21 protein-coding genes are annotated in these 18526 nt (G+C 73.8%); 19 read left to right on the forward strand and 2 right to left on the reverse strand.

Features of this window, described 5'->3' with window-relative positions:
- The 10 genes from trmD (at position 1) to BRM3_RS07485 (ending at position 8402) form a co-directional block, all read left to right on the forward strand.
- Positions 1 to 765, forward strand: a complete 765-nt coding sequence (gene trmD, locus BRM3_RS07440) for a tRNA (guanosine(37)-N1)-methyltransferase TrmD (protein WP_263592699.1) — start codon at positions 1 to 3, stop codon at positions 763 to 765.
- 290 nt (positions 766 to 1055) lie between these two features.
- Complete coding sequence (rplS, locus tag BRM3_RS07445) at positions 1056 to 1406, forward strand: 50S ribosomal protein L19 (protein WP_263592700.1); 351 nt, start codon at positions 1056 to 1058, stop codon at positions 1404 to 1406.
- Between the two features lie 44 nt (positions 1407 to 1450).
- Complete coding sequence (lepB, locus tag BRM3_RS07450) at positions 1451 to 2041, forward strand: signal peptidase I (protein WP_263592701.1); 591 nt, start codon at positions 1451 to 1453, stop codon at positions 2039 to 2041.
- The gene (lepB, locus tag BRM3_RS07455; protein ID WP_263592702.1) at positions 2038 to 2796 is read left to right on the forward strand and encodes a signal peptidase I; all 759 of its coding nucleotides are present in this window, start codon (positions 2038 to 2040) and stop codon (positions 2794 to 2796) included. The genes lepB (BRM3_RS07450) and lepB (BRM3_RS07455) overlap by 4 nt, the downstream gene beginning before the upstream one ends.
- A 7-nt stretch (positions 2797 to 2803) precedes the next feature.
- Positions 2804 to 3673 (forward strand): ribonuclease HII, encoded by an 870-nt coding sequence (locus BRM3_RS07460; RefSeq protein ID WP_263592703.1) that lies wholly within the window; start codon positions 2804 to 2806, stop codon positions 3671 to 3673.
- On the forward strand, positions 3670 to 3972 hold the full coding sequence (locus BRM3_RS07465; protein WP_263592704.1) for a DUF2469 domain-containing protein: 303 nt from the start codon (positions 3670 to 3672) through the stop codon (positions 3970 to 3972). Before BRM3_RS07460 ends, BRM3_RS07465 begins: the two co-directional genes overlap by 4 nt.
- Positions 3973 to 4109: 137 nt before the next feature.
- Positions 4110 to 4520, forward strand: a complete 411-nt coding sequence (locus BRM3_RS07470; RefSeq protein ID WP_263592705.1) for a YraN family protein — start codon at positions 4110 to 4112, stop codon at positions 4518 to 4520.
- Positions 4517 to 6061, forward strand: a complete 1545-nt coding sequence (locus BRM3_RS07475; protein ID WP_263592706.1) for a YifB family Mg chelatase-like AAA ATPase — start codon at positions 4517 to 4519, stop codon at positions 6059 to 6061. The genes BRM3_RS07470 and BRM3_RS07475 overlap by 4 nt, the downstream gene beginning before the upstream one ends.
- The gene (dprA, locus tag BRM3_RS07480) at positions 6058 to 7317 is read left to right on the forward strand and encodes a DNA-processing protein DprA (protein ID WP_263592707.1); all 1260 of its coding nucleotides are present in this window, start codon (positions 6058 to 6060) and stop codon (positions 7315 to 7317) included. Before BRM3_RS07475 ends, dprA begins: the two co-directional genes overlap by 4 nt.
- 50 nt (positions 7318 to 7367) lie before the next feature.
- A complete protein-coding gene (locus BRM3_RS07485) occupies positions 7368 to 8402 on the forward strand; it encodes a tyrosine recombinase XerC (protein ID WP_263592708.1) in 1035 nt (344 codons plus the stop codon).
- A gap of 159 nt (positions 8403 to 8561) precedes the next feature.
- Here the strand turns inward: BRM3_RS07485 and BRM3_RS07490 are convergent, their stop codons facing one another.
- Positions 8562 to 9302: a DeoR/GlpR family DNA-binding transcription regulator gene (locus tag BRM3_RS07490; RefSeq protein WP_263592709.1), complete on the reverse strand. Its 741-nt coding sequence runs from the start codon at positions 9300 to 9302 to the stop codon at positions 8562 to 8564.
- A gap of 68 nt (positions 9303 to 9370) precedes the next feature.
- On the opposite strand from BRM3_RS07490, the gene BRM3_RS07495 reads away from it, so the two are divergent.
- Genes BRM3_RS07495 through BRM3_RS07505 form a run of 3 tightly spaced genes read left to right on the forward strand, consistent with a single transcriptional unit; the run spans position 9371 to position 11633 of the window.
- Entirely contained in the window at positions 9371 to 10552 is a 1182-nt protein-coding gene (locus BRM3_RS07495; RefSeq protein WP_263592710.1) for an MFS transporter, read from the forward strand.
- Positions 10549 to 11433, forward strand: coding sequence for a Cof-type HAD-IIB family hydrolase (locus BRM3_RS07500; protein WP_263592711.1), 885 nt, complete (start codon positions 10549 to 10551; stop codon positions 11431 to 11433). Before BRM3_RS07495 ends, BRM3_RS07500 begins: the two co-directional genes overlap by 4 nt.
- Positions 11430 to 11633, forward strand: a complete 204-nt coding sequence (locus tag BRM3_RS07505; RefSeq protein WP_263592712.1) for a hypothetical protein — start codon at positions 11430 to 11432, stop codon at positions 11631 to 11633. Before BRM3_RS07500 ends, BRM3_RS07505 begins: the two co-directional genes overlap by 4 nt.
- Positions 11634 to 11743: 110 nt before the next feature.
- On the opposite strand, the gene BRM3_RS07510 is transcribed toward BRM3_RS07505, so the two are convergent.
- Positions 11744 to 12358 (reverse strand): M23 family metallopeptidase, encoded by a 615-nt coding sequence (locus BRM3_RS07510; RefSeq protein ID WP_263592713.1) that lies wholly within the window; start codon positions 12356 to 12358, stop codon positions 11744 to 11746.
- Between the two features lie 492 nt (positions 12359 to 12850).
- Here BRM3_RS07510 and rpsB point away from each other — a divergent pair, with 492 nt between their 5' ends.
- From rpsB to rlmN, 6 genes are all read left to right on the forward strand, one after another.
- Positions 12851 to 13780 carry a 30S ribosomal protein S2 gene (gene rpsB, locus BRM3_RS07515; protein ID WP_263592714.1) on the forward strand — a complete coding sequence of 310 codons (930 nt, stop codon included), beginning with the start codon at positions 12851 to 12853 and terminating at the stop codon, positions 13778 to 13780.
- A gap of 87 nt (positions 13781 to 13867) precedes the next feature.
- Positions 13868 to 14692, forward strand: coding sequence for a translation elongation factor Ts (tsf, locus tag BRM3_RS07520; RefSeq protein ID WP_263592715.1), 825 nt, complete (start codon positions 13868 to 13870; stop codon positions 14690 to 14692).
- A 111-nt stretch (positions 14693 to 14803) separates the two neighbouring features.
- Entirely contained in the window at positions 14804 to 15562 is a 759-nt protein-coding gene (pyrH, locus tag BRM3_RS07525) for a UMP kinase (protein ID WP_263592716.1), read from the forward strand.
- Between the two features lie 66 nt (positions 15563 to 15628).
- Positions 15629 to 16195 carry a ribosome recycling factor gene (gene frr, locus BRM3_RS07530; protein WP_263592717.1) on the forward strand — a complete coding sequence of 189 codons (567 nt, stop codon included), beginning with the start codon at positions 15629 to 15631 and terminating at the stop codon, positions 16193 to 16195.
- 7 nt (positions 16196 to 16202) lie between these two features.
- On the forward strand, positions 16203 to 17165 hold the full coding sequence (locus tag BRM3_RS07535) for a phosphatidate cytidylyltransferase (RefSeq protein WP_263592718.1): 963 nt from the start codon (positions 16203 to 16205) through the stop codon (positions 17163 to 17165).
- Positions 17162 to 18493, forward strand: a complete 1332-nt coding sequence (gene rlmN, locus BRM3_RS07540; RefSeq protein WP_263592719.1) for a 23S rRNA (adenine(2503)-C(2))-methyltransferase RlmN — start codon at positions 17162 to 17164, stop codon at positions 18491 to 18493. The genes BRM3_RS07535 and rlmN overlap by 4 nt, the downstream gene beginning before the upstream one ends.
- The last annotated feature ends 33 nt before the right edge of the window (positions 18494 to 18526 follow it).

Raw genomic sequence — 18526 nt, forward strand, 5'->3', positions numbered from 1 at the left:
ATGCGCATCGACGTCCTCACGATCTTCCCCGACTACCTCGCCCCGCTCGAGCTGTCGCTGCTGGGCAAGGCGCGCCGCGACGGCCTCGTCGACGTGCGCGTCCACGACCTGCGCGACTTCACCCACGACCGCCACCGCACGGTCGACGACAGCCCGCTCGGCGGCGGCGCCGGCATGGTCATGAAGCCCGAGCCGTGGGCCGAGGCCCTCGAGTCCGTCATCGCGGCGGGCCGCGAGGAGCTCGGCGACGACGCCGCCCCGCTGATCGTCTTCCCCAACCCCGCCGGGGCGCCGTTCGCCCAGGCCACCGCCCAGTCCTGGTCGCAGCGGCCGTGGCTGCTGTTCGCGTGCGGCCGCTACGAGGGCATCGACGAGCGCGTGTACGAGCACCTCGCGGCCCGCGGGCACGAGCTGGCCCTCGCGAGCCTCGGCGACTACGTGCTCAACGGCGGCGAGGTGGCCGTGCTCGCGATCACCGAGGCCGTCGTGCGTCTCGTGCCCGGAGTCGTCGGCAACGCCGCCTCGCTCGTCGAGGAGTCCCACTCCGACGGCCTGCTCGAATACCCCCTGTACACGCGGCCCGCCACGTGGACCGCCCCCGACGGCACCGTGCGTGCGGTGCCCGAGATCCTGCTGTCGGGCGACCACGCCCGGATCGCGGCCTGGCGGGCCGAGCAGTCCCGGCTCCGCACCGCCGAGCGGCGCCCCGACCTGCTGGCCCCGCCCGCGCCGGGTGACGCAGCCGACACCGCACCGGCCTCCTGACCTGCACCTCCGCTCCCGGCCGCTCTTGCCGGGCGATGCGGCGCTTGGCAGAATGACCCCTTGTGCATGCCGCGTGCGCCTCTGCCTCAGGGGAGACGCACACCAGGCGGCCGGGCAGGTCCGTCGCGATGGGAGTCGCGGCCAGAGGCCCAGCACACCGGTACGGATCGATCCGCCGCCCCCGGGCGCGGTGAGCATCCGCCGGATCGACGGTTCACCACGGGCGTCCCCGCAGGGCGACGCCCCGCGAACGCGCCGTCCGACCTGAGGCGGAGGGCTGGAGAGAGAACATGCAGAAGCTCGATGAGCTCGACAAGGCGCAGCTGCGCGACGACGTCCCCGACTTCCGTCCCGGCGACAACGTCAAGGTCCACGTGAAGGTCGTCGAGGGCAACCGCTCGCGCGTTCAGGTGTTCCAGGGCTACGTCATCGCCCGCCAGGGCGACGGCATCCGCGAGACCTTCCGGGTCCGCAAGATCTCGTTCGGCGTGGGCGTCGAGCGCGTCTTCCCGGTCCACGCCCCCACGATCGACAAGATCGAGGTCGTCACCCGCGGCGACGTGCGCCGCGCCAAGCTCTACTACCTGCGCGGCCTGACCGGCAAGAAGGCCCGCATCAAGGAGAAGCGCACCCACTCCTGATCCCCTCCGGATCGGACCTCGCGCACCCCGGCCCGCGGCACGACATGGACGCGACGGCCTCACGGCGGCGGCGACCCCACCTCGGGGTCGTCGCCGCCGTCGTCGTGCTCGTGCTGGTCGCCGCCCTCGTGGTGCGCCACGTGGCCGTCCAGACCTTCTGGGTGCCGAGCGCCTCGATGAGCCCGACCCTGCGCACCGGCGACGTCCTGCTCGTCGACCGCACCCAGCGTGGAACCGCCCGGCGCGGCGAGATCGTCGTCTTCGACGGCACGGAGTACTTCGGCCCCGGCCGCGACGGCAAGCGCTACTGGGTCAAGCGCGTGATCGGGGTCGGGGGCGACCGGGTGCGGTGCTGCGACGACGCCGGGCACCTGACGATCGACGGCACCGCCCTCGACGAGCCCTATCTCGCGCCCGGCACCGCGCCGAGCGATGTCGCCTTCGACGTCGAGGTGCCCGCCGGCACCGTGTTCGTGCTCGGTGACAACCGCGCCGACTCCTCGGACTCGCGCGACCACCTCGGATCGCCCGGCGGCGGCATGATCCCCGAGGACAGGATCGTCGGTGAGGTGCGACGCATCATCTGGCCGATCCCTCGATGGGGCCCGGTGCCCTCGGTAGGATCGCGGCGATGAACGAGACGAGCCCGGCCGAATCCGCCCCCGACGTGCAGGCAGGGGCGGGCGGCCATCGCCGCTCGCACGCCGCGGGCCGGCGTCGGCGACGACGCGGCGGCGGCTGGCTCGACTACGTCGTCACCCTGCTGGTCGCACTGCTCATCGCGATCCTCGTCAAGACCTTCCTGGTCCAGCCCTTCTTCATTCCGTCCACCTCGATGGTCCCGACCCTCGAGACCGACGACAAGATCCTGGTCTCGAAGCTGACCCCGGGCGTGTTCGACCTGCACCGGGGCGACGTCGTCGTCTTCCAGGACCCGGGCAGCTGGATCCCCGACGAGCCGGGACGCACCGACGGCGCCCGCTACAAGGTCACCAAGGTCCTCAGCTACATCGGCCTGGCCCCGGACCCCGCCGAGGACCACCTCGTCAAGCGCCTCATCGGCCTCCCGGGCGACCACGTGGTCTGCCCCGAGGTCGGCGGGAAGCTCCAGGTCAACGGGACCACGATCGACGAGCCGTACATCAACCCCGACACCCCCGCCTGCCAGTGGGCCTTCGACGTGACCGTGCCCGCCGGCTCGGTGTGGGTGATGGGCGACAACCGCTTCGCCTCGGCCGACTCGGCGTACCACGACAGCCGCGGCGAGGAGGCCTTCGTGCCCGAGTCCGACATCACCGGCAAGGCGTTCGTGGTGATGTGGCCCGTGTCCCACTGGAACGTGCTCGACGCGGGCGAGGACGCGTTCACGAACGTCCCCGACCCGTCCTGACGCCCGCATGACCCCGTCCCGCACCGCCGCGTCCAGCGCGGCAGCATCGCGCATCGCCGCCTCCCGCACAGCAGCCTCTCGCGCGGCGCGCCGTGCCCCCCGCCCCGTCGTGGTGCCCGGCTACGCCGCCGAGCTCGACCTCGCCGCCGCCCTGGGCGGCACCGGGGTGGTCGTGGGCCTCGACGAGGTGGGTCGCGGGGCGCTCGCCGGCCCCGTCGTGGTCGGCGCGTGCGCGCTCCGCATCGAGGACGGCCGCGTGCTCACGGACCTGCCCGCCGAGGTGCGGGACTCCAAGGCCCTCACCGCACGGCGCCGCGAGGCGCTCGTCGACCCGATCGGCGCCGCGGCCCACGCGCACGCGCTCGGCTGGTCGAGCGCCGCCGAGATCGACGAGCGCGGCATCATGGGCGCGCTCACCCTGGCCGCCCTGCGCGCGATCGAGGGGCTCGGCACCGCGGTCCACGCGGTGCTGCTCGACGGCAACGTCGACGTGATCGGGCCGCACCTGCGTCCCGGCGCCGACGGGTCCGTGCCCCGCGTGGGGCTGCGCGTGGGGGCTGACCGCGAGTGCCGCAGCGTGGCCGCCGCGAGCGTGATCGCGAAGGTCGCGCGCGACCGCCACATGGTCGCCCTCGCCGCCGACGCCCCCGACTACCGCTGGGACGCCAACAAGGGCTATGCCGCGGCTGCGCACCGCGAGGCGCTGCGCAGACTCGGCCCCCACCCGCTGCACCGGCGCTCGTGGAACCTGCTCGGAGCCGCCGCGGCCCCCGCCGCCGCGAGGGCGCAGACGCCTGACGTACTGTGGTCCGCGGACGACGAGACCGGTCCGAGAGGCCGGAACCACGGCCATGGCCAGCAGGAGGACGCACGGTGAGCACGCAGGATCTCGAGAACTACGAATCCGACATGGAGCTGCAGCTCTACCGCGAGTACCGCGACGTGGTCTCCCTGTTCACCTACGTGGTCGAGACCGAGCGTCGCTTCTACCTCGCCAACCAGGTGGACCTCCAGGTGCGCAGCGGCGGGGGAGAGGTGTTCTACGAGCTCACGCTCGCCGACGCCTGGGTCTGGGACGTGTACCGCTCGAGCCGTTTCGTGCGCTCGGTGCGGGTCGTGACGTTCAAGGACGTCAACATCGAAGAGCTCGCCAAGCCCGACATCGCCCTGCCCTGAGCCGCGAGGCCGGCCCGCCGACGGGGCGTCGCGAGGCGCCGCGGCCGTGAGCGGTCGCCTTCCCTCCACATCACCGGGTCGCCCACAATCCCGGGCGTGCCCGTGCACGCCGTCCCGGGCCCGACCAGGGTGGGCGCATGGACCCCACCACGACGCAGACACCCCACCGCGCCGACGCACCCGTCCGGCAGATGACACGGCCCCAGATCGGCCGGCTCGGCGAGGACATCGCCGCCGCCCACCTCGCCGCGAGCGGCTGGCAGGTGCTCGAGCGCAACGTGCGGATCGCACGCGGCGAGATCGACATCGTCGCCCTCGACGGCCCCACCCTCGTGTTCGTCGAGGTCAAGACCCGCCGCACGACCCTGTCCGGGGTGCCGCAGGCCGCGGTCGACGACCGCAAGCTGCGCCGTCTGCGACTGCTGGCCTCGGCCTACCTCATGGACCACTGCCCACCGCACCGCGACCTGCGCATCGACGTGCTGGCCATCATGGTCAGCGACGACGCCGAGCCCGAGATCGAGCACCTGCGGGCGGTGGGGGCATGAGCATCGGGCGCACTCTCGCGGTCGCCCTCACCGGCCTCGAGGGCACCCTCGTCGAGGTCGAGGCGGAGGTCTCGGCCGGCCTGCCGTCGTTCGCCCTGGTCGGGCTCCCGGACTCCTCGACCCTCCAGGCCCGCGAGCGGGTGCGCGGGGCGGCCGGGCAGATCGGCAGCCCGCTCGCCTCCCGTCGGATCACCGTGAACCTCGTCCCGGCCTACCTGGCCAAACGTGGCTCCGGCTTCGACCTCGCGATCGCGATCGCCGTGCTCGCGGCGCACGAGGTGGTCCGTGCCGCGAGCGTCTCCCGTGTCGTGCACCTCGGGGAGCTCGGCCTCGACGGCCGTCTACGGCCCGTGCCCGGCATCCTCCCGTCGCTGCTCGCCGCGCGGCGCGAGGGCGCCACGACGGCCGTCGTCCCGCACGCCAACGCCGCCGAGGCCGCCCTCGTCGAGGGCCTCGACATCGTGACCGCAGAGGATCTCGCCGAGGTCGTGCGCCGTCACGGCGGCCGCGCGAGCCTCAAGGTCGCCGCGCCCTCGCCGCTCGCGCCGCCGCGGGCCGTGGAGCGGGGGCAGGCCGCCGCGCCCGAGCTCGACTTCGCCGACGTCGTCGGGCAGGCCCAGGCGCGCCGCGCCGCCGAGGTCGCCGCCGCCGGCGGCCATCACCTGCTCCTGACCGGACCGCCCGGGGCCGGCAAGACCATGATCGCGGCCCGGATCCCCACGATCCTGCCGGACCTCAGCGACGCGGATGCGCTCGCCGTGAGCGCCATCCACTCGGTCGCCGGGCGCTTCGACGCCCGGGACGGCCTCGTGCGCAGGCCCCCGTTCGAGAGCCCCCACCACACGGCGACCCCCGCCGCCGTCGTGGGCGGCGGCGCCGGCTTCGCCCTGCCCGGAGCGATCTCGCGCGCCCACGCCGGGGTGCTGTTCCTCGACGAGGCCCCCGAGTTCCCCTCGCGTGTGCTCGAGGCGCTGCGCGAGCCCCTCGAGTCCGGGGACGTGACGCTGCATCGGGCCCGGGGCGTGACCCGCTACCCGGCCCGCTTCCAGCTCGTGCTGGCCGCCAACCCCTGTCCATGCGGCCGCGCGTGGGGTCGCGGGGAGGACTGCAGCTGCACCCCGCTCGCACGGCGTCGCTATCTGACCCGGCTCTCGGGCCCCGTGCTCGACCGGATCGACATGCGGATCGGGGTGGGCCCCGTCGACGTGCGGCGCGAGGCCGCGGCCCAGACGCCGGAGGCCAGCGCCGCGATCGCCCGACGTGTCGCCCGGGCACGGGACCGCCAGGCCGCACGGTTCGCCCACGAGCCGTGGTCGCTCAACGCCCAGATCCCCGGCCCGCGCCTGCGACGCGACCTCGCGCCCGCCCGCGGCGAGCAGCGTCTGCTCGACCGGGCCGTCGAGACCGGACGGCTGACCCTGCGCGGACACGACCGTGTGCTCCGGGTGGCCTGGACGCTCGCGGACCTCGAGGGCTGCGAGCGTCCCGGCGCCGAGCACATCGGGCACGCCCTGGCCCTGCGCGGAGGCGAGGCCCGATGAGCGGGCCGGCGCAGCCGCCCGCCGTCGGACCGTCACGTGCCGCCGAGGGAGCCGAGGCACGGCGCGCCCGTGCGGCATGGTCCCACCTCGCCGAGCCGACCGATGCGGCGGCCCATCTGCTGTGCCGCACCGTCGGGCATGTCGCCGCGCTCGAGCTGGTCCGCGACGGGAGACCCCGGGGCCTGCTCGCGGCCCTCGCCGGCGTCGAGCTGCCCACCGAGGTGGCAGACGCCGCGTCCGGCGGCGGCCACGTGCCGTCGGCGGGAGCCCGACGGGTCGAGACGGCGCTCGCCCGGTGGCGGGCCCGCCTGGCCGCCCTCGATCTCGATGCCGAGCTCGACCGGACCGCCCGGCGCGGCATCCGGCTGCTGATCCCGGGCGATCCCGAGTGGCCGGACGCGCTGGACGACCTCGGCGACACGATCCCGCACGGGCTGTGGGCCGCCGGCCCCCGCAGCCTCGCCGCTCTCGTCGCGCCCGGCCGGGCCGTCGCCCTCGTCGGCTCGCGCGCCTGCACCCCCTACGGCGAGGACATGGCGTGCTCGCTCGGCGGCGCCCTGGCCGACCGCGGGGTCTGCGTCGTCTCGGGCGGCGCCTACGGGATCGACGCGGCCGCTCACCGCGGGGCCCTCTCGGCCCCGGACGGCGGCGGCACCCTCGCGGTCCTCGCGGGCGGGCTCGACGCCCTCTATCCGCGCGGCAACACGCGGCTGCTCGAGGCCGTCCGGGAACGTCACCTGCTCGTCTCCGAGGCGCCGTGCGGGACGACCCCCACGCGCTGGCGCTTCCTGGCCCGCAATCGCCTGATCGCGGCCCTGACCGGGGCGACCGTGGTCGTCGAGGCCTCGTGGCGCTCGGGCGCCCTCTCGACGGCCCGTCACGCCGACGACCTCTCGCGCCCCGTGGGCGCCGTGCCCGGACCGGTGACCTCGGCCGCCTCGGCCGGCTGCCACCGGTTGATCCGCGACCGCGGCGCCGTGCTCGTCACGGAGGCGGCCGACGTGCTCGAGCTCGTGCACGGAGGACCTCCCGCGGCGGATCCCGGCGCCGCCCGGCAGGACGAGCTGGATCTGCTCACCCCGCTCGACCGGCGCGTGCTCGACGGGATCCCGCCGCGCTCCTGGGCGAGCCTCGCCTCCCTCGCCCTCGAGTGCGCGCTCGCGCCCGAGGCGGTCGCGGCCGCCGTCGCCCGGCTCGAGCTGCTCGGTCTCGCCCGCACGAGCGGCGAGCGCGTGCAGCGGGCGCGGCGTCCCTGAGACACCGCAGCGCGGTTCGCTGCGCCGTGACGTCTGGGAGACTGGAGCGCATGGCGGAGCACGAGGCCTCGCAGGCGCACGCGGTGACGGAGGCGGAGTCCGACCTGCTCGAGCAGTACCGGCGCCATCTCGCCCTCGAGCGCGGACGCTCCCCCCACACCGTGCGCGGCTACCTGCGCGAGGCCACGACGCTGCTCGTCCACCTGCGGGAGGTCGAGCGCATCGACGTCGAGGAGCTCGACATCGCCGCCCTGCGCTCCTGGCTCGGCGCGCGCGCCGCCGGGGGCGCCGCGACCTCGACCCTCGCGCGCTCCGCCGCGGCCGCCCGCACCTTCACCGCGTTCCTCACGGCGACCGGCCGCCTGGACCACGACCCGGGCGTGCGCCTGCACCCGCCCCGCCGCGGCCGCCACCTGCCCGCCGTGCTCACGACCGAGCAGGCCGGCCGCCTCATGCACGCCCCCGCGGACGCCGCGGCGCACGACGACGCGCCCGACCCCCGTCACGCCGCGATCGTGCTGCGCGATGTGGCCGTGCTCGAGCTGCTGTACTCGAGCGGGTTGCGCGTCTCCGAGCTGGTCGCCCTCGACCTCGACAGCATCGACCACGAGCAGCGCACCGTGCGGGTGCTCGGCAAGGGTTCGAAGGAGCGGATCGTGCCCGTCGGCATCCCCGCGCTGCGCGCCGTCGAGACGTGGGTGGGGACCGGACGCCCCGTGCTCGCACCGGCGCCCGCGCCCGCGCCCCGAGGCCCGCAGCAGGGCGCCGGCACCGGCCGGCTCCCGGGCCCCGCCCCGCGCCCGGGCGGTCATGCCCTGTTCCTCGGCGTGCGCGGGGCACGGCTCGGGGACCGCGCGGTGCGCGACCTCGTGCGCGAGGCGACCGCCGAGGCGGGCATCTCGCGGCACGTCACCCCGCACACCCTGCGACACAGCGCCGCCACCCACCTGGTCGAGGGCGGGGCGGATCTGCGCAGCGTCCAGGACTATCTCGGCCACTCCTCGCTCGCGACCACGCAGATCTACACCCACGTCTCGGCCGCCCGCCTGCGCGAGACGATCGAGCAGGCCCACCCCCGCGCCTGAGAGGACGGAGGCACTCCGAGAGGAGGCGGGGGAGGGTGCCTTCGCTCGTGGCGCTGCCCGACACCGAGCCCCTCGCGCGGATCGGCGAGGTCGCCGACGCGGTGTCCTGGTGAGAGTGGACGATCCTCGACGACCGGCGCCGACGAGCGGCCCTGGGCGTCACTCCGCGTCGTCCTCGACGCCCTCCGCCGTGATGATCGTGACGCCCAGGGCGCTCGCCTCGGCGACCGTGTCCTGAGGGGCATCGCTCGTGGTGACGATCGCGTCGAGATCCACGAGGTCGCCGAAGCGATGGGCCGCGGTGCGGGCGAACTTGTCCCCGGCGGCCACCAGGACCGTCCGGTGCGCGGAGGCGAGAACAGCCCGCTTGACCTGAGCCTCGCCCCAGTCCGCCACCGTCAGGCCGGTGTCGAACCGGGCGGCGCACGAGCCGACGAAGGCCCAGTCGAAGCGCATGTCGCGGATGGCCCGCTCGGCGTCGGCCGGAGCGAACGACAGGTCGTCGTGACCGACGGGCCCGCCGGGGACGATCACCTGATCGCCCGGCCTGGACGCCAGAGCGGCCGCGGCGTGGAGGGACAGGGCGAGCGCCGTCACACCCCGGCCCGACAGCTCGCGGGCGACGGCGAGAGCGGTGGTGCCGTTGTCGATCAGCACGCAGTCCCCGGGCTCCACGAGGCCCGCAGCAGCGCCCGCGAGCGCTCGTTTCGTGGGAGCGTGCTCGGCCTGCCGCAGTTCGAAGGGATACCTCGCACCGCGCGACGGGACGGGGGCAGCGCCTCCTCGCACGCGCTGCACGGCACCACGCTCGGACAGCTCCGCGAGGTCACGGCGCACGGTGATCGCCGACGCTCCCGTCAGGGTCACGAGGTCGTCGACGCTGCGGAGCCCCGACTCCACCGATCTGATGATCAGTTTCTGCCGTTGTGATCGTTGCACGTGATCATTATGGATCATACGGTCGCTTGATGTCTGACGGTTCGAGAGCTGCCCGGAGCGGCACGGTCGGGGTCGGCGTGCTGTTCGCCAGCAACGGCGCGCTCTTCGCGGCGCTGCTGCCCTGGTACCCGCTGCTGACCGGACGCCTGGGACTGACCGCGACCCAGTTCGGACTGGTCGTGGCCTCCTTCGCGGTCGGCGCACTCGCCTCCTCGGCGCTGCCGGCCCGGCTGATCGCGCGTCTGGGCCCAGTGCAGGTCTCGCTGCTGGGAACGGTCGTGCTCGCCGCAGCGGTCGCTGCCGTGGCCTGGGCACCCGCCGGCTGGGCCTTCGCCCTCGCGCTCTTCGTCGCGGGGTTCGTCGACGCGATCGTCGACGTGGCCCAGAACGTGGCCGGGGTGCGGGTGCAGGACACCGCCGGCCGCCCGATCCTGTCCTCGATGCACGCTCTGTGGAGCCTCGGCGGGGTGGCGAGCGGAGCACTGTCCACCGTCAGCGCCGCGAGCGGCGTCGACGCCCGTCTCCACCTCGCGATCCTCGCCGTCGCGGGGATCGTGCTGGTGACCCTGGGGGGCCGGCTGATCGGCCCGCTGGCCGACGACCCGCCGGTGGACGCCAGCGCGAGCCCGTCGGAGGCGTGGCGTCGACGCTGGCGCTCGGTCGCGGCCGTCGCGCTGCCGCTGGTGGTCGTCGCGATCTGCGGGACGATGGTCGAGGACGTGGCCAACAACTGGGCGGCCGTGTCCGGAGTCCGGCTCGCCGGGCTCGACGCCGCCGTCGCCGGGGCCGCGTTCACGGTGACGATCGGCAGCCAGTGCGCAGGACGGTTCAGCGGCGATCTCCTGATCGAGCGGGTCGGCGCGGGGCGGGTGGCGCGCCTCGGCGGGGCGCTGATAGCGCTCGGCGGCGTGCGGGTCGCCTGCGCCGCGAACCCCCTGCCGCTGTTCGCGGGACTCGCGATGACCGGCTACGGCTCGGCGACGTTGGTGCCGAGCGCCGTCAAAGCCGCGGCCCGCCTCCCCGGGGTCGGGCAAGGCGGCGGGGTCACGATCATCAGCTGGCTCATGCGCGTCGGCTTCCTCGCCACCAGCCCGATCATCGGCGCGGTCACCGATGCCGCGGGCCTCCGCTGGGGCATGGGGATCCTCATCCCGATCGGCGTCACCGCCGTGGCCCTGGCCGGGGCCCTCGACCGGGACCGTGCACGATGAGCGGGGGCCTGCGACCCACGACATACCGGATCCGGCTCGTGGCCGTGGACATGGACGGCACGTTCCTCGACGCGGCGGGCGAGTACGACAGGGATCGGTTCGCCGCCCTCCATGCAGGGCTCCGACGGAGCGGCGTCCGGTTCGTCGTGGCCAGCGGGAACCAGTACGCGGCGCTGCGCCGACACTTCGCCGACCACCCCGACGTGCTCTACATCGCCGAGAACGGCGCCCTGACCGGCACCACGGCCCGCATCCTGCGTACCTGCCCGTTCCCGCCGGCCGATGCCGCGCGAGCGGTCGCGATCACCGCACGCCTGCCCTCGGTGTCCACCCTGGTCTGCACCGCCGGAGCGGCCTACGCCCTGCGGTCCGGGGGCCCCGGGCGTGACGAGCGCCTGCGCCGCTACTACGCCCGGATCCGTCTCGTCGACACCTTCGAGGAGGTCCGCGAGCCCGTCCTCAAGCTCGCGCTCAGCTGTCCCCGGGACGCCACCGAGGCGATCCGGACGCAGCTGTCCGAGGCCCTGCCGCCCGGCTGTACGGCGACCTCCAGCGGGCACGGGTCGATCGACATCGTCCCGACCGGCTCGAACAAGGGCACGGCGCTGGCCTGGCTCGGGAACCGACTCGGGATCCGCCGGGACCACATGGTCGCGTTCGGAGACGGCGGCAACGACCTCGAGATGCTCGCCTACGCGGGCACCGGGATCGCCATGGCCAACGCGCCCGCCTCCGTCCGCGCGACATCCGACCGGGTCACCGGCAGCAACGACGAGGCGGGGGTCCTCACCTGGCTCGAGCATCACCGGCACCTGTGGGACGCGCCGGGATCGCCGGGACCCCGCTTCGCCCCGCCGCCCACCCGACAGGAGAGGTCATGACAGACCGACACCGCACCAGCGACGATCCGACCGTCGGCAGCAGCCGCCCGCCCGGCCCGAGCGGCTGGTTCGACCGTTTCCTCGACCGGGCTCTCCGGAAGGGCGAGACCGACGGCGCGTGGTGGCTGCTGGACAACCTCGAACCGGGATCGGAGGACGGAGAGCCCTCACGTCCCCCGCGCCCCGACCCCGGCCACTGATCTCGCACCGGGCCGGCGAGCACTGCCGCGCGCCGACAGTCCGATGCCCACCACCTCGCACCACCACCCCGAGCTCAGCGACGTCTCCCTCCGACCGCCACCCGGCACGATCAGCGGATGGCCGAGAGGACTGCCGTCCCGACGCCCACGATCCGCGGCGGCGCGACCGCCGAGCCTGCACCCGGCGTGCGCGGGGCCGCGCCCCCGCTGTCGTCGCGAGCGCCTCCGGCCGCACCGGGCGCCGCTCCCTCGAGCGGCAGCAGCACGCTCGGACCGCGCGGCGCGAGCAGGAGCATCGGATCGACGTAGGTCGCCGAGCCGTAGCGCGCCCCGAGATGGAGGCACACGGCCGTGCCGCAGTGCGAGACGCCGGAGGTCTCGAGCGTCCCGATCACCGTGCCCGCCGCGACCCTCTGACCCGCCGCGACGCTGCCGACCACGGGCTCGTAGGTCGACACGAGACCTCCGGCGTGGAGGACCGAGACCGTGCCCCGCCCCGCGACGACTCCCGAGAAGCGCACCACGCCGTCATCGACCGCCCGCACCTCCCTCGTGCCGCCGACGAGATCCACCCCGCGATGCCCCGCCGCATACGGCGTGGGAGGAGCCTCGAAGGCCCGCACCATGCGGTGGGGCGGGGCGAGCGGCCACTGCCAGAGCGGCGTCGGCGGCTCGGCCGCCGCCCGCGGCGCGATCAGCATGCCCATCACCAGGACGAGGGCCACGAGCAGAGCCCTCCCGGACCGGCGGGCTCGGCGAGCGCGCTGCCGCCTGCGCGAGCCGACGGCTGTCGAGCGCGGGGCGGCCCCGGGAGGTCGAGGCGGCGGGGGAGAGGCGGGTGCGGGCATGTGCCCACCGTCGCGCCGCCGCACGGCGCCCGCCAGCGCGCTGCCGCCGCGGGGGATGACCGGGCCGTGGGGAGGGAGCGGTCACAGCCCGGAGGGATGCCGCATCGTCCTCGCTCGGATAGACTCGTCTCAGCATCCGGTGTGCCCGGATGACTTCGCGTGCCCGTCGCGGCACCCGGCCATCGGTCCTCGGACCCCGCCTCGGCGCCTGCGGGCGCCCCTCGGCGGGACCGCGGGCGGTCGGGGCCAGGGCACCAGGCCCGTCGCCGTCCGGTGACGGGGAGAACCGTCAACATCGGTCCTGCGCCGAGACCTCGGACGCCCCTCGGGTGCGCCGGGCGAGCCCAGGGCCGCGGAAAGAGGACACTCATGGCAGTCGTCACCATGCGTCAGCTCCTGGAGAGCGGCGTCCACTTCGGTCACCAGACCCGTCGTTGGAACCCGAAGATGAAGCGCTTCATCTTCACCGAGCGCAACGGCATCTACATCGTCGACCTGATGCAGACGCTCACCTACATCGACTCGGCGTACGAGTTCGTCAAGCAGACCGTCGCCCACGGCGGCTCGATCCTGTTCGTCGGCACCAAGAAGCAGGCGCAGGAGTCGATCCGCGAGCAGGCCACCCGCGTGGGCATGCCCTTCGTCAACCAGCGCTGGCTCGGCGGCATGCTCACCAACCTGCAGACCGTCTCCTCGCGCGTGAACCGCCTCAAGGAGCTCGAGCAGATCGACTTCGACGATGTGGCCGGCTCCGGCTACACCAAGAAGGAGCTGCTCATCATGCGCCGCGAGAAGGACAAGCTCGAGCGCACCCTGGGCGGCATCCGCGACATGGGCAAGACCCCGTCCGCGGTGTGGATCGTCGACACCAACAAGGAGCACCTCGCCGTCGACGAGGCGCAGAAGCTCAACATCCCGGTCGTCGCGATCCTCGACACCAACTGCGATCCCGACGAGGTCACCTACCCGATCCCGGGCAACGACGACGCGATCCGCTCGGTCACGCTGCTGACCCGCGTGGTCGCCGACGCCGTCGCCGCCGGCCTCCAGGCCCGTCACGAGCGCTCGACCACGGGCGAAAAGAACGTCTCGGCCGTCGACGCCGAGCCGCTCGCCGAGTGGGAGCAGGAGCTGCTCAAGCAGTCCGAGGTCCAGCAGGAGCAGGCCGCCGCCGAGGAGACCCCCACGGTCCCCGCCGCCGATGCGTCCGACGTCGAGGCCGAGACCATCATCGACGCCGAGGAGGACGCCCAGGCGTCCGCCGGCGAGACCGAGGTCCAGACCGAGCCCTCCGCGTGAGGTCCCCCGTCCGGGCGGCCCGATCCGGCCGCCCGGACGGCCTCGTCACCATCTTTTCCGAACCTCTCCCCTCAGGAAGAAGGACACATGGCCAACTACACGGCTGCTGACATCAAGGAGATCCGGGAGTCCACCGGCGCCGGCATGCTCGACGTCAAGAAGGCTCTCGACGAGGCGGACGGCGACAAGGCCAAGGCCGTCGAGCTGATCCGCGTCAAGGGCCTCAAGGGCATCGCCAAGCGCGAGGGCCGCAGCGCCTCCGAGGGCCTCATCGCCGTCGAGGTCCACGACGAGGACGGCAAGCAGGTCGGCACCCTCGTGGAGCTCAACTCCGAGACCGACTTCGTGGCCAAGAACGACAAGTTCGTCGCCCTGGGCGACGAGGCCGTCGCGGCCGCCGTCGCGAGCGGCGCCACCGAGCCCGAGCAGCTCGCCGACACCCCCTTCGGGGAGGCGCTCACCAACGCGGGCGCGACCATGGGCGAGAAGATCGTCGTGCGTCGCATCGGCCGCGTCGAGGGCGAGAAGGTCAGCTCCTACATGCACCGCACCAACAAGGACCTGCCGCCGCAGGTCGGCGTGCTCGTGGCCACCGACGCCAAGGGCGCCGAGGTCGCGCGCGACGTGGCGATGCACATCGCAGCGTTCACCCCCAGGTACCTCTCCCGTGAGGACGTCCCCGCCGAGGTCGTCGCCGACGAGCGCCGCATCGCCGAGGAGACCGCGAAGAACGAGGGCAAGCCCGAGAAGGCGCTGCCCAGGATCGTCGAGGGCCGCCTCAACGGCTTCTTCAAGGAGAACGTGCTGCTGGACCAGGCGTACGCCAAGGACACCAAGAAGTCCGTGGGCTCCGTGCTCGACGAGGTCGGCGGCACGATCACCGGCTTCGTGCGGTTCCGCGTCGGCAACTGACGCCCCCGCGGAGTCCTGTGTGACTCGTCCCTTCGAACGGCCCTGCACCCTCGGGTGCAGGGCCGCTTCGGTATCATCACCGCTGACCAGTCGACCCTCGGAAGGACCTCCATGACCCCCGCGACCATGACCTCGCAGATCCCCGTCCTCCCGAAGAACGAGACGGGGCGGCGCGTGCTGCTGAAGCTGTCCGGCGAGGCCTTCGGCGGCGGCCAGGTCGGCGTCGACCCCGAGGTCGTCTCCCGGATCGCGGGCGAGATCGCCGAGGGCGTCGCCGCGGGCGTCGAGTGCGCGATCGTCGTGGGCGGCGGCAACTTCTTCCGCGGCGCCGAGCTGTCCCAGCGCGGCATGGACCGTCGCCGCGCCGACTACATGGGCATGCTCGGCACCGTCATGAACTGCCTCGCGCTCCAGGACTTCCTCGAGCAGAAGGGCGTGTCCACGCGCGTCCAGACCGCGATCTCGATGGGGCAGGTCGCCGAGCCGTACCTCCCGCTGCGCGCCGTGCGCCATCTCGAGAAGGGCCGCGTCGTAATCTTCGGCGCCGGCGCCGGCATGCCCTACTTCTCGACCGACACCGTCGCGGTGCAGCGGGCCCTCGAGATCGGCTGCCACGAGGTGCTCATGGCCAAGAACGGCGTCGACGGCGTCTACACCGCCGACCCCCGCACCGATCCCGACGCCACCAAGCTGGACCACATCACCTACAGCGAGGCCCTCGTGCAGGGGCTCAAGGTGGTCGACGCGACCGCTTTCAGCCTCTGCATGGACAACGCCCAGCCGATGATGGTGTTCGGGCTCGACACGCCCGGCTCCATCACCCGCGCGATGCGGGGCGACCGCATCGGCACCGCCGTCACCGGCGACTGACCCCTCCGCGCACCGAGGCGCGGGACAATGAACCACAGCGAACCCCTGATCAGCGAGGAGCACCCCGTGAGCGACGACATCCCCGGCATCCTGAAGGACGCCGAGTCCAAGATGGCCAAGACGATCGACGTGACGAAGGAGGAGTTCTCCGCCATCCGCACCGGCCGCGCCAACGCCGCGATGTTCCAGGGGATCACGGTGGACTACTACGGCGCCCCGACGCCGCTCAACCAGCTCGCCTCCCTCCAGTTCCCCGAGGCGCGCACGATCATCGTCACCCCCTACGACAAGACCGCGACCTCCGCGATCGAGAGCGCCCTGCGCGACTCCGACCTCGGCGTGAACCCCACCAACAACGGCGACAACCTGCGCCTCGTGCTGCCGGCCCTGACCGAGGAGCGGCGCAAGGAGTACGTCAAGCTCGCCAAGAACAAGGCCGAGGACGGCCGGATCGCGGTCCGCGGCACGCGCGGCAACGCCAAGAAGTCGATCGAGAAGCTGGTCAAGGACAAGGAGATCGGCGAGGACGAGGGCACGCGCGCCGAGAAGGACCTCGAGGCCCTGACCAAGAAGTACATCGAGCAGGTCGACGCCGCCCTCGCGGCCAAGGAGACCGAGCTGGCGACGGTCTGACCCGCTCGTGACGGCACTGGGGGCCATCGAGCCCGGAGACCTCGCACCGTCCGCCACGACGCCCGCCGGCGCCGCGGCGCACGATCGCGCGCCCGGCGAGGGCGGCGAGGCACCGGCCTCCACCCCCCAGGCGCCCGTCCCGTCGGCGCCCGAGCCGAAGCGGCGGGGGCCCGGCCGCAACCTGCCGGCCGCGATCGGGGTGGGGGCCACGCTCCTCACGGTGCTCGCGGTGTGCCTGTTCGTGGTGCCGCCCGCCTTCATCGCCCTCGCCGGGGTCGCCCTCGTGCTCGGCTCCTACGAGGCGGTGCGCGCGCTCGACGCCGGCGGCCTGCGGGTGCCCATGGTGCCGGTCCTGGTCGGCGCGCTCGGCATGGTCGTCTCGACCGCCGTGTACGGCGCCGAGGGGCTCGTGGTCGCGGCCGCCGTCGCAGTGTGCGTGATCCTGCTGTGGCGGGTCGTGGAGTCCTCGGGCCTGCTCGCCGTGCGCGACGCGGCCGCGGGCGTCTTCACCCTGGCCTGGGTGCCGTTCCTCGGCTGCTTCGCCCTCCTCCTGCACGCCGAGGAGCACGGGTCGATGCTCGTCCTGCTCGCGCTCGTCGTGCCGATCGCCAACGACACGGGCGGCTACATCGCGGGGGTCCTGTTCGGCGCGCACCCGATGGCGCCCTCGATCAGCCCCAAGAAGAGCTGGGAGGGCTTCGTCGGCTCGCTCGTGATGGGCACCGCCGCGGCCGTCGTCATCCTCGCGTTCGGCCTGTCCGCCCCCTGGTGGATCGGCCTCGTGCTCGGCCCCGTGCTCGTGGTCATCTCGACGTGCGGGGACCTCGCCGAGTCCCTGCTCAAGCGCGACCTCGGGATCAAGGACATGGGCTCGCTCCTGCCCGGTCACGGCGGCGTGCTCGACCGCCTCGACTCGATCCTCCTGTCCGCCCCCGCCACCTTCCTCCTGCTGGAGCTGCTGCTGCCGTGAACGACGCCCCCACGCCCGATCCCGCCGACGAGCGCCCCGCGCGCCCCGGCGCCGCCCGCCCGTCCGTCCGCACCGGGCTCGACCTCTCCCGCGAGGCGGTCCCCGACCAGCCCGTCGCCCTCGCGCCGGGCCAGCTGCAGCTGCGCCCGAGCCGCCGCGGCAAGCCCCCGGCCCACCTCGCCGACCTCGCGCTCCCCGAGCGGATCGAGGCCGTCACCGCCCGCGGCCTGCCCCGCTTCCGGGCGCGCCAGCTGTCCGTGCACTACTTCGAGCACGCGAGCGTGGACCCCCAGGCGATGACCGACCTGCCGCGCGAGGGCCGCGAGGAGCTCGTCTCCTTCTTCTTCCCGCCGCTGCTCGAGCTCGTCTCCCGTCAGAGCGCCGACCACGGCGCCACCCAGAAGCTGCTGTGGAGGCTGTTCGACGGCTCCCTCGTCGAGTCGGTCCTCATGCGCTACCCGGGCCGCATCACGCTGTGCATCTCCTCGGAGGCCGGCTGCGGCATGAACTGCCCGTTCTGCGCGACCGGGCAGATGGGCCTGACCCGCAACCTGTCGGCCGCCGAGATCCTCGAGCAGGTGCGCATCGCCAACGCCATGCTGCGCGACGGCTCGATGCCCGGCGGGCGCGAGGGCGACCCGCCGCGCGTCACCAACATCGTCTTCATGGGCATGGGGGAGCCGCTCGCGAACTACCGGGCCGTGGCCACCGCGTGCCGACGGCTGAACGCCCCCGCCCCCGAGGGCTTCGGGATGTCGGCGCGCAACATCACGGTCTCGACCGTGGGCCTGGCCCCCGCCGTCCGCAAGCTGATCGCCGAGGACATCCCCGTGACCCTCGCGGTGTCCCTGCACGCCCCCGACGACGCCCTGCGCAACGAGCTCGTGCCGATCAACACGCGCTACGACGTCGACGAGATCCTCTCGGCCGCCCACGAGTACTTCGAGGCCACCGGGCGGCGCGTGAGCATCGAGTACGCGCTCATCCGCGACATCAACGACCAGGCCCACCGGGCGGATCTGCTGGGCCGCAAGCTCGTCGACAAGGGCGGGCGGCACTGGGTGCACGTGAACCCCATCCCGCTCAACCCCGTCAAGGGCTCGAAGTGGACCGCCTCGGACCCGCACGTCGAGAAGGAGTTCGTCGAGACCCTGCGCTCGCACGGGATCTCCACGACGATCCGCGACACTCGCGGCTCCGACATCGACGGCGCATGCGGCCAGCTCGCCGCCACGGTCCTCGAGTCCGATGCGCACCGCGAGGACCGCGAGGCGCGGGTGGCCCGCGTCGAGGCCGTCGCCGGTCGCCCCGAGACCATCGGCGAGTGAGACCGGTGAGCGAGACCGCTGACGCGTGAGGCC

The sequence above is a fragment of the Brachybacterium huguangmaarense genome (assembly GCF_025725725.1).
GTDB lineage: Bacteria > Actinomycetota > Actinomycetes > Actinomycetales > Dermabacteraceae > Brachybacterium > Brachybacterium huguangmaarense.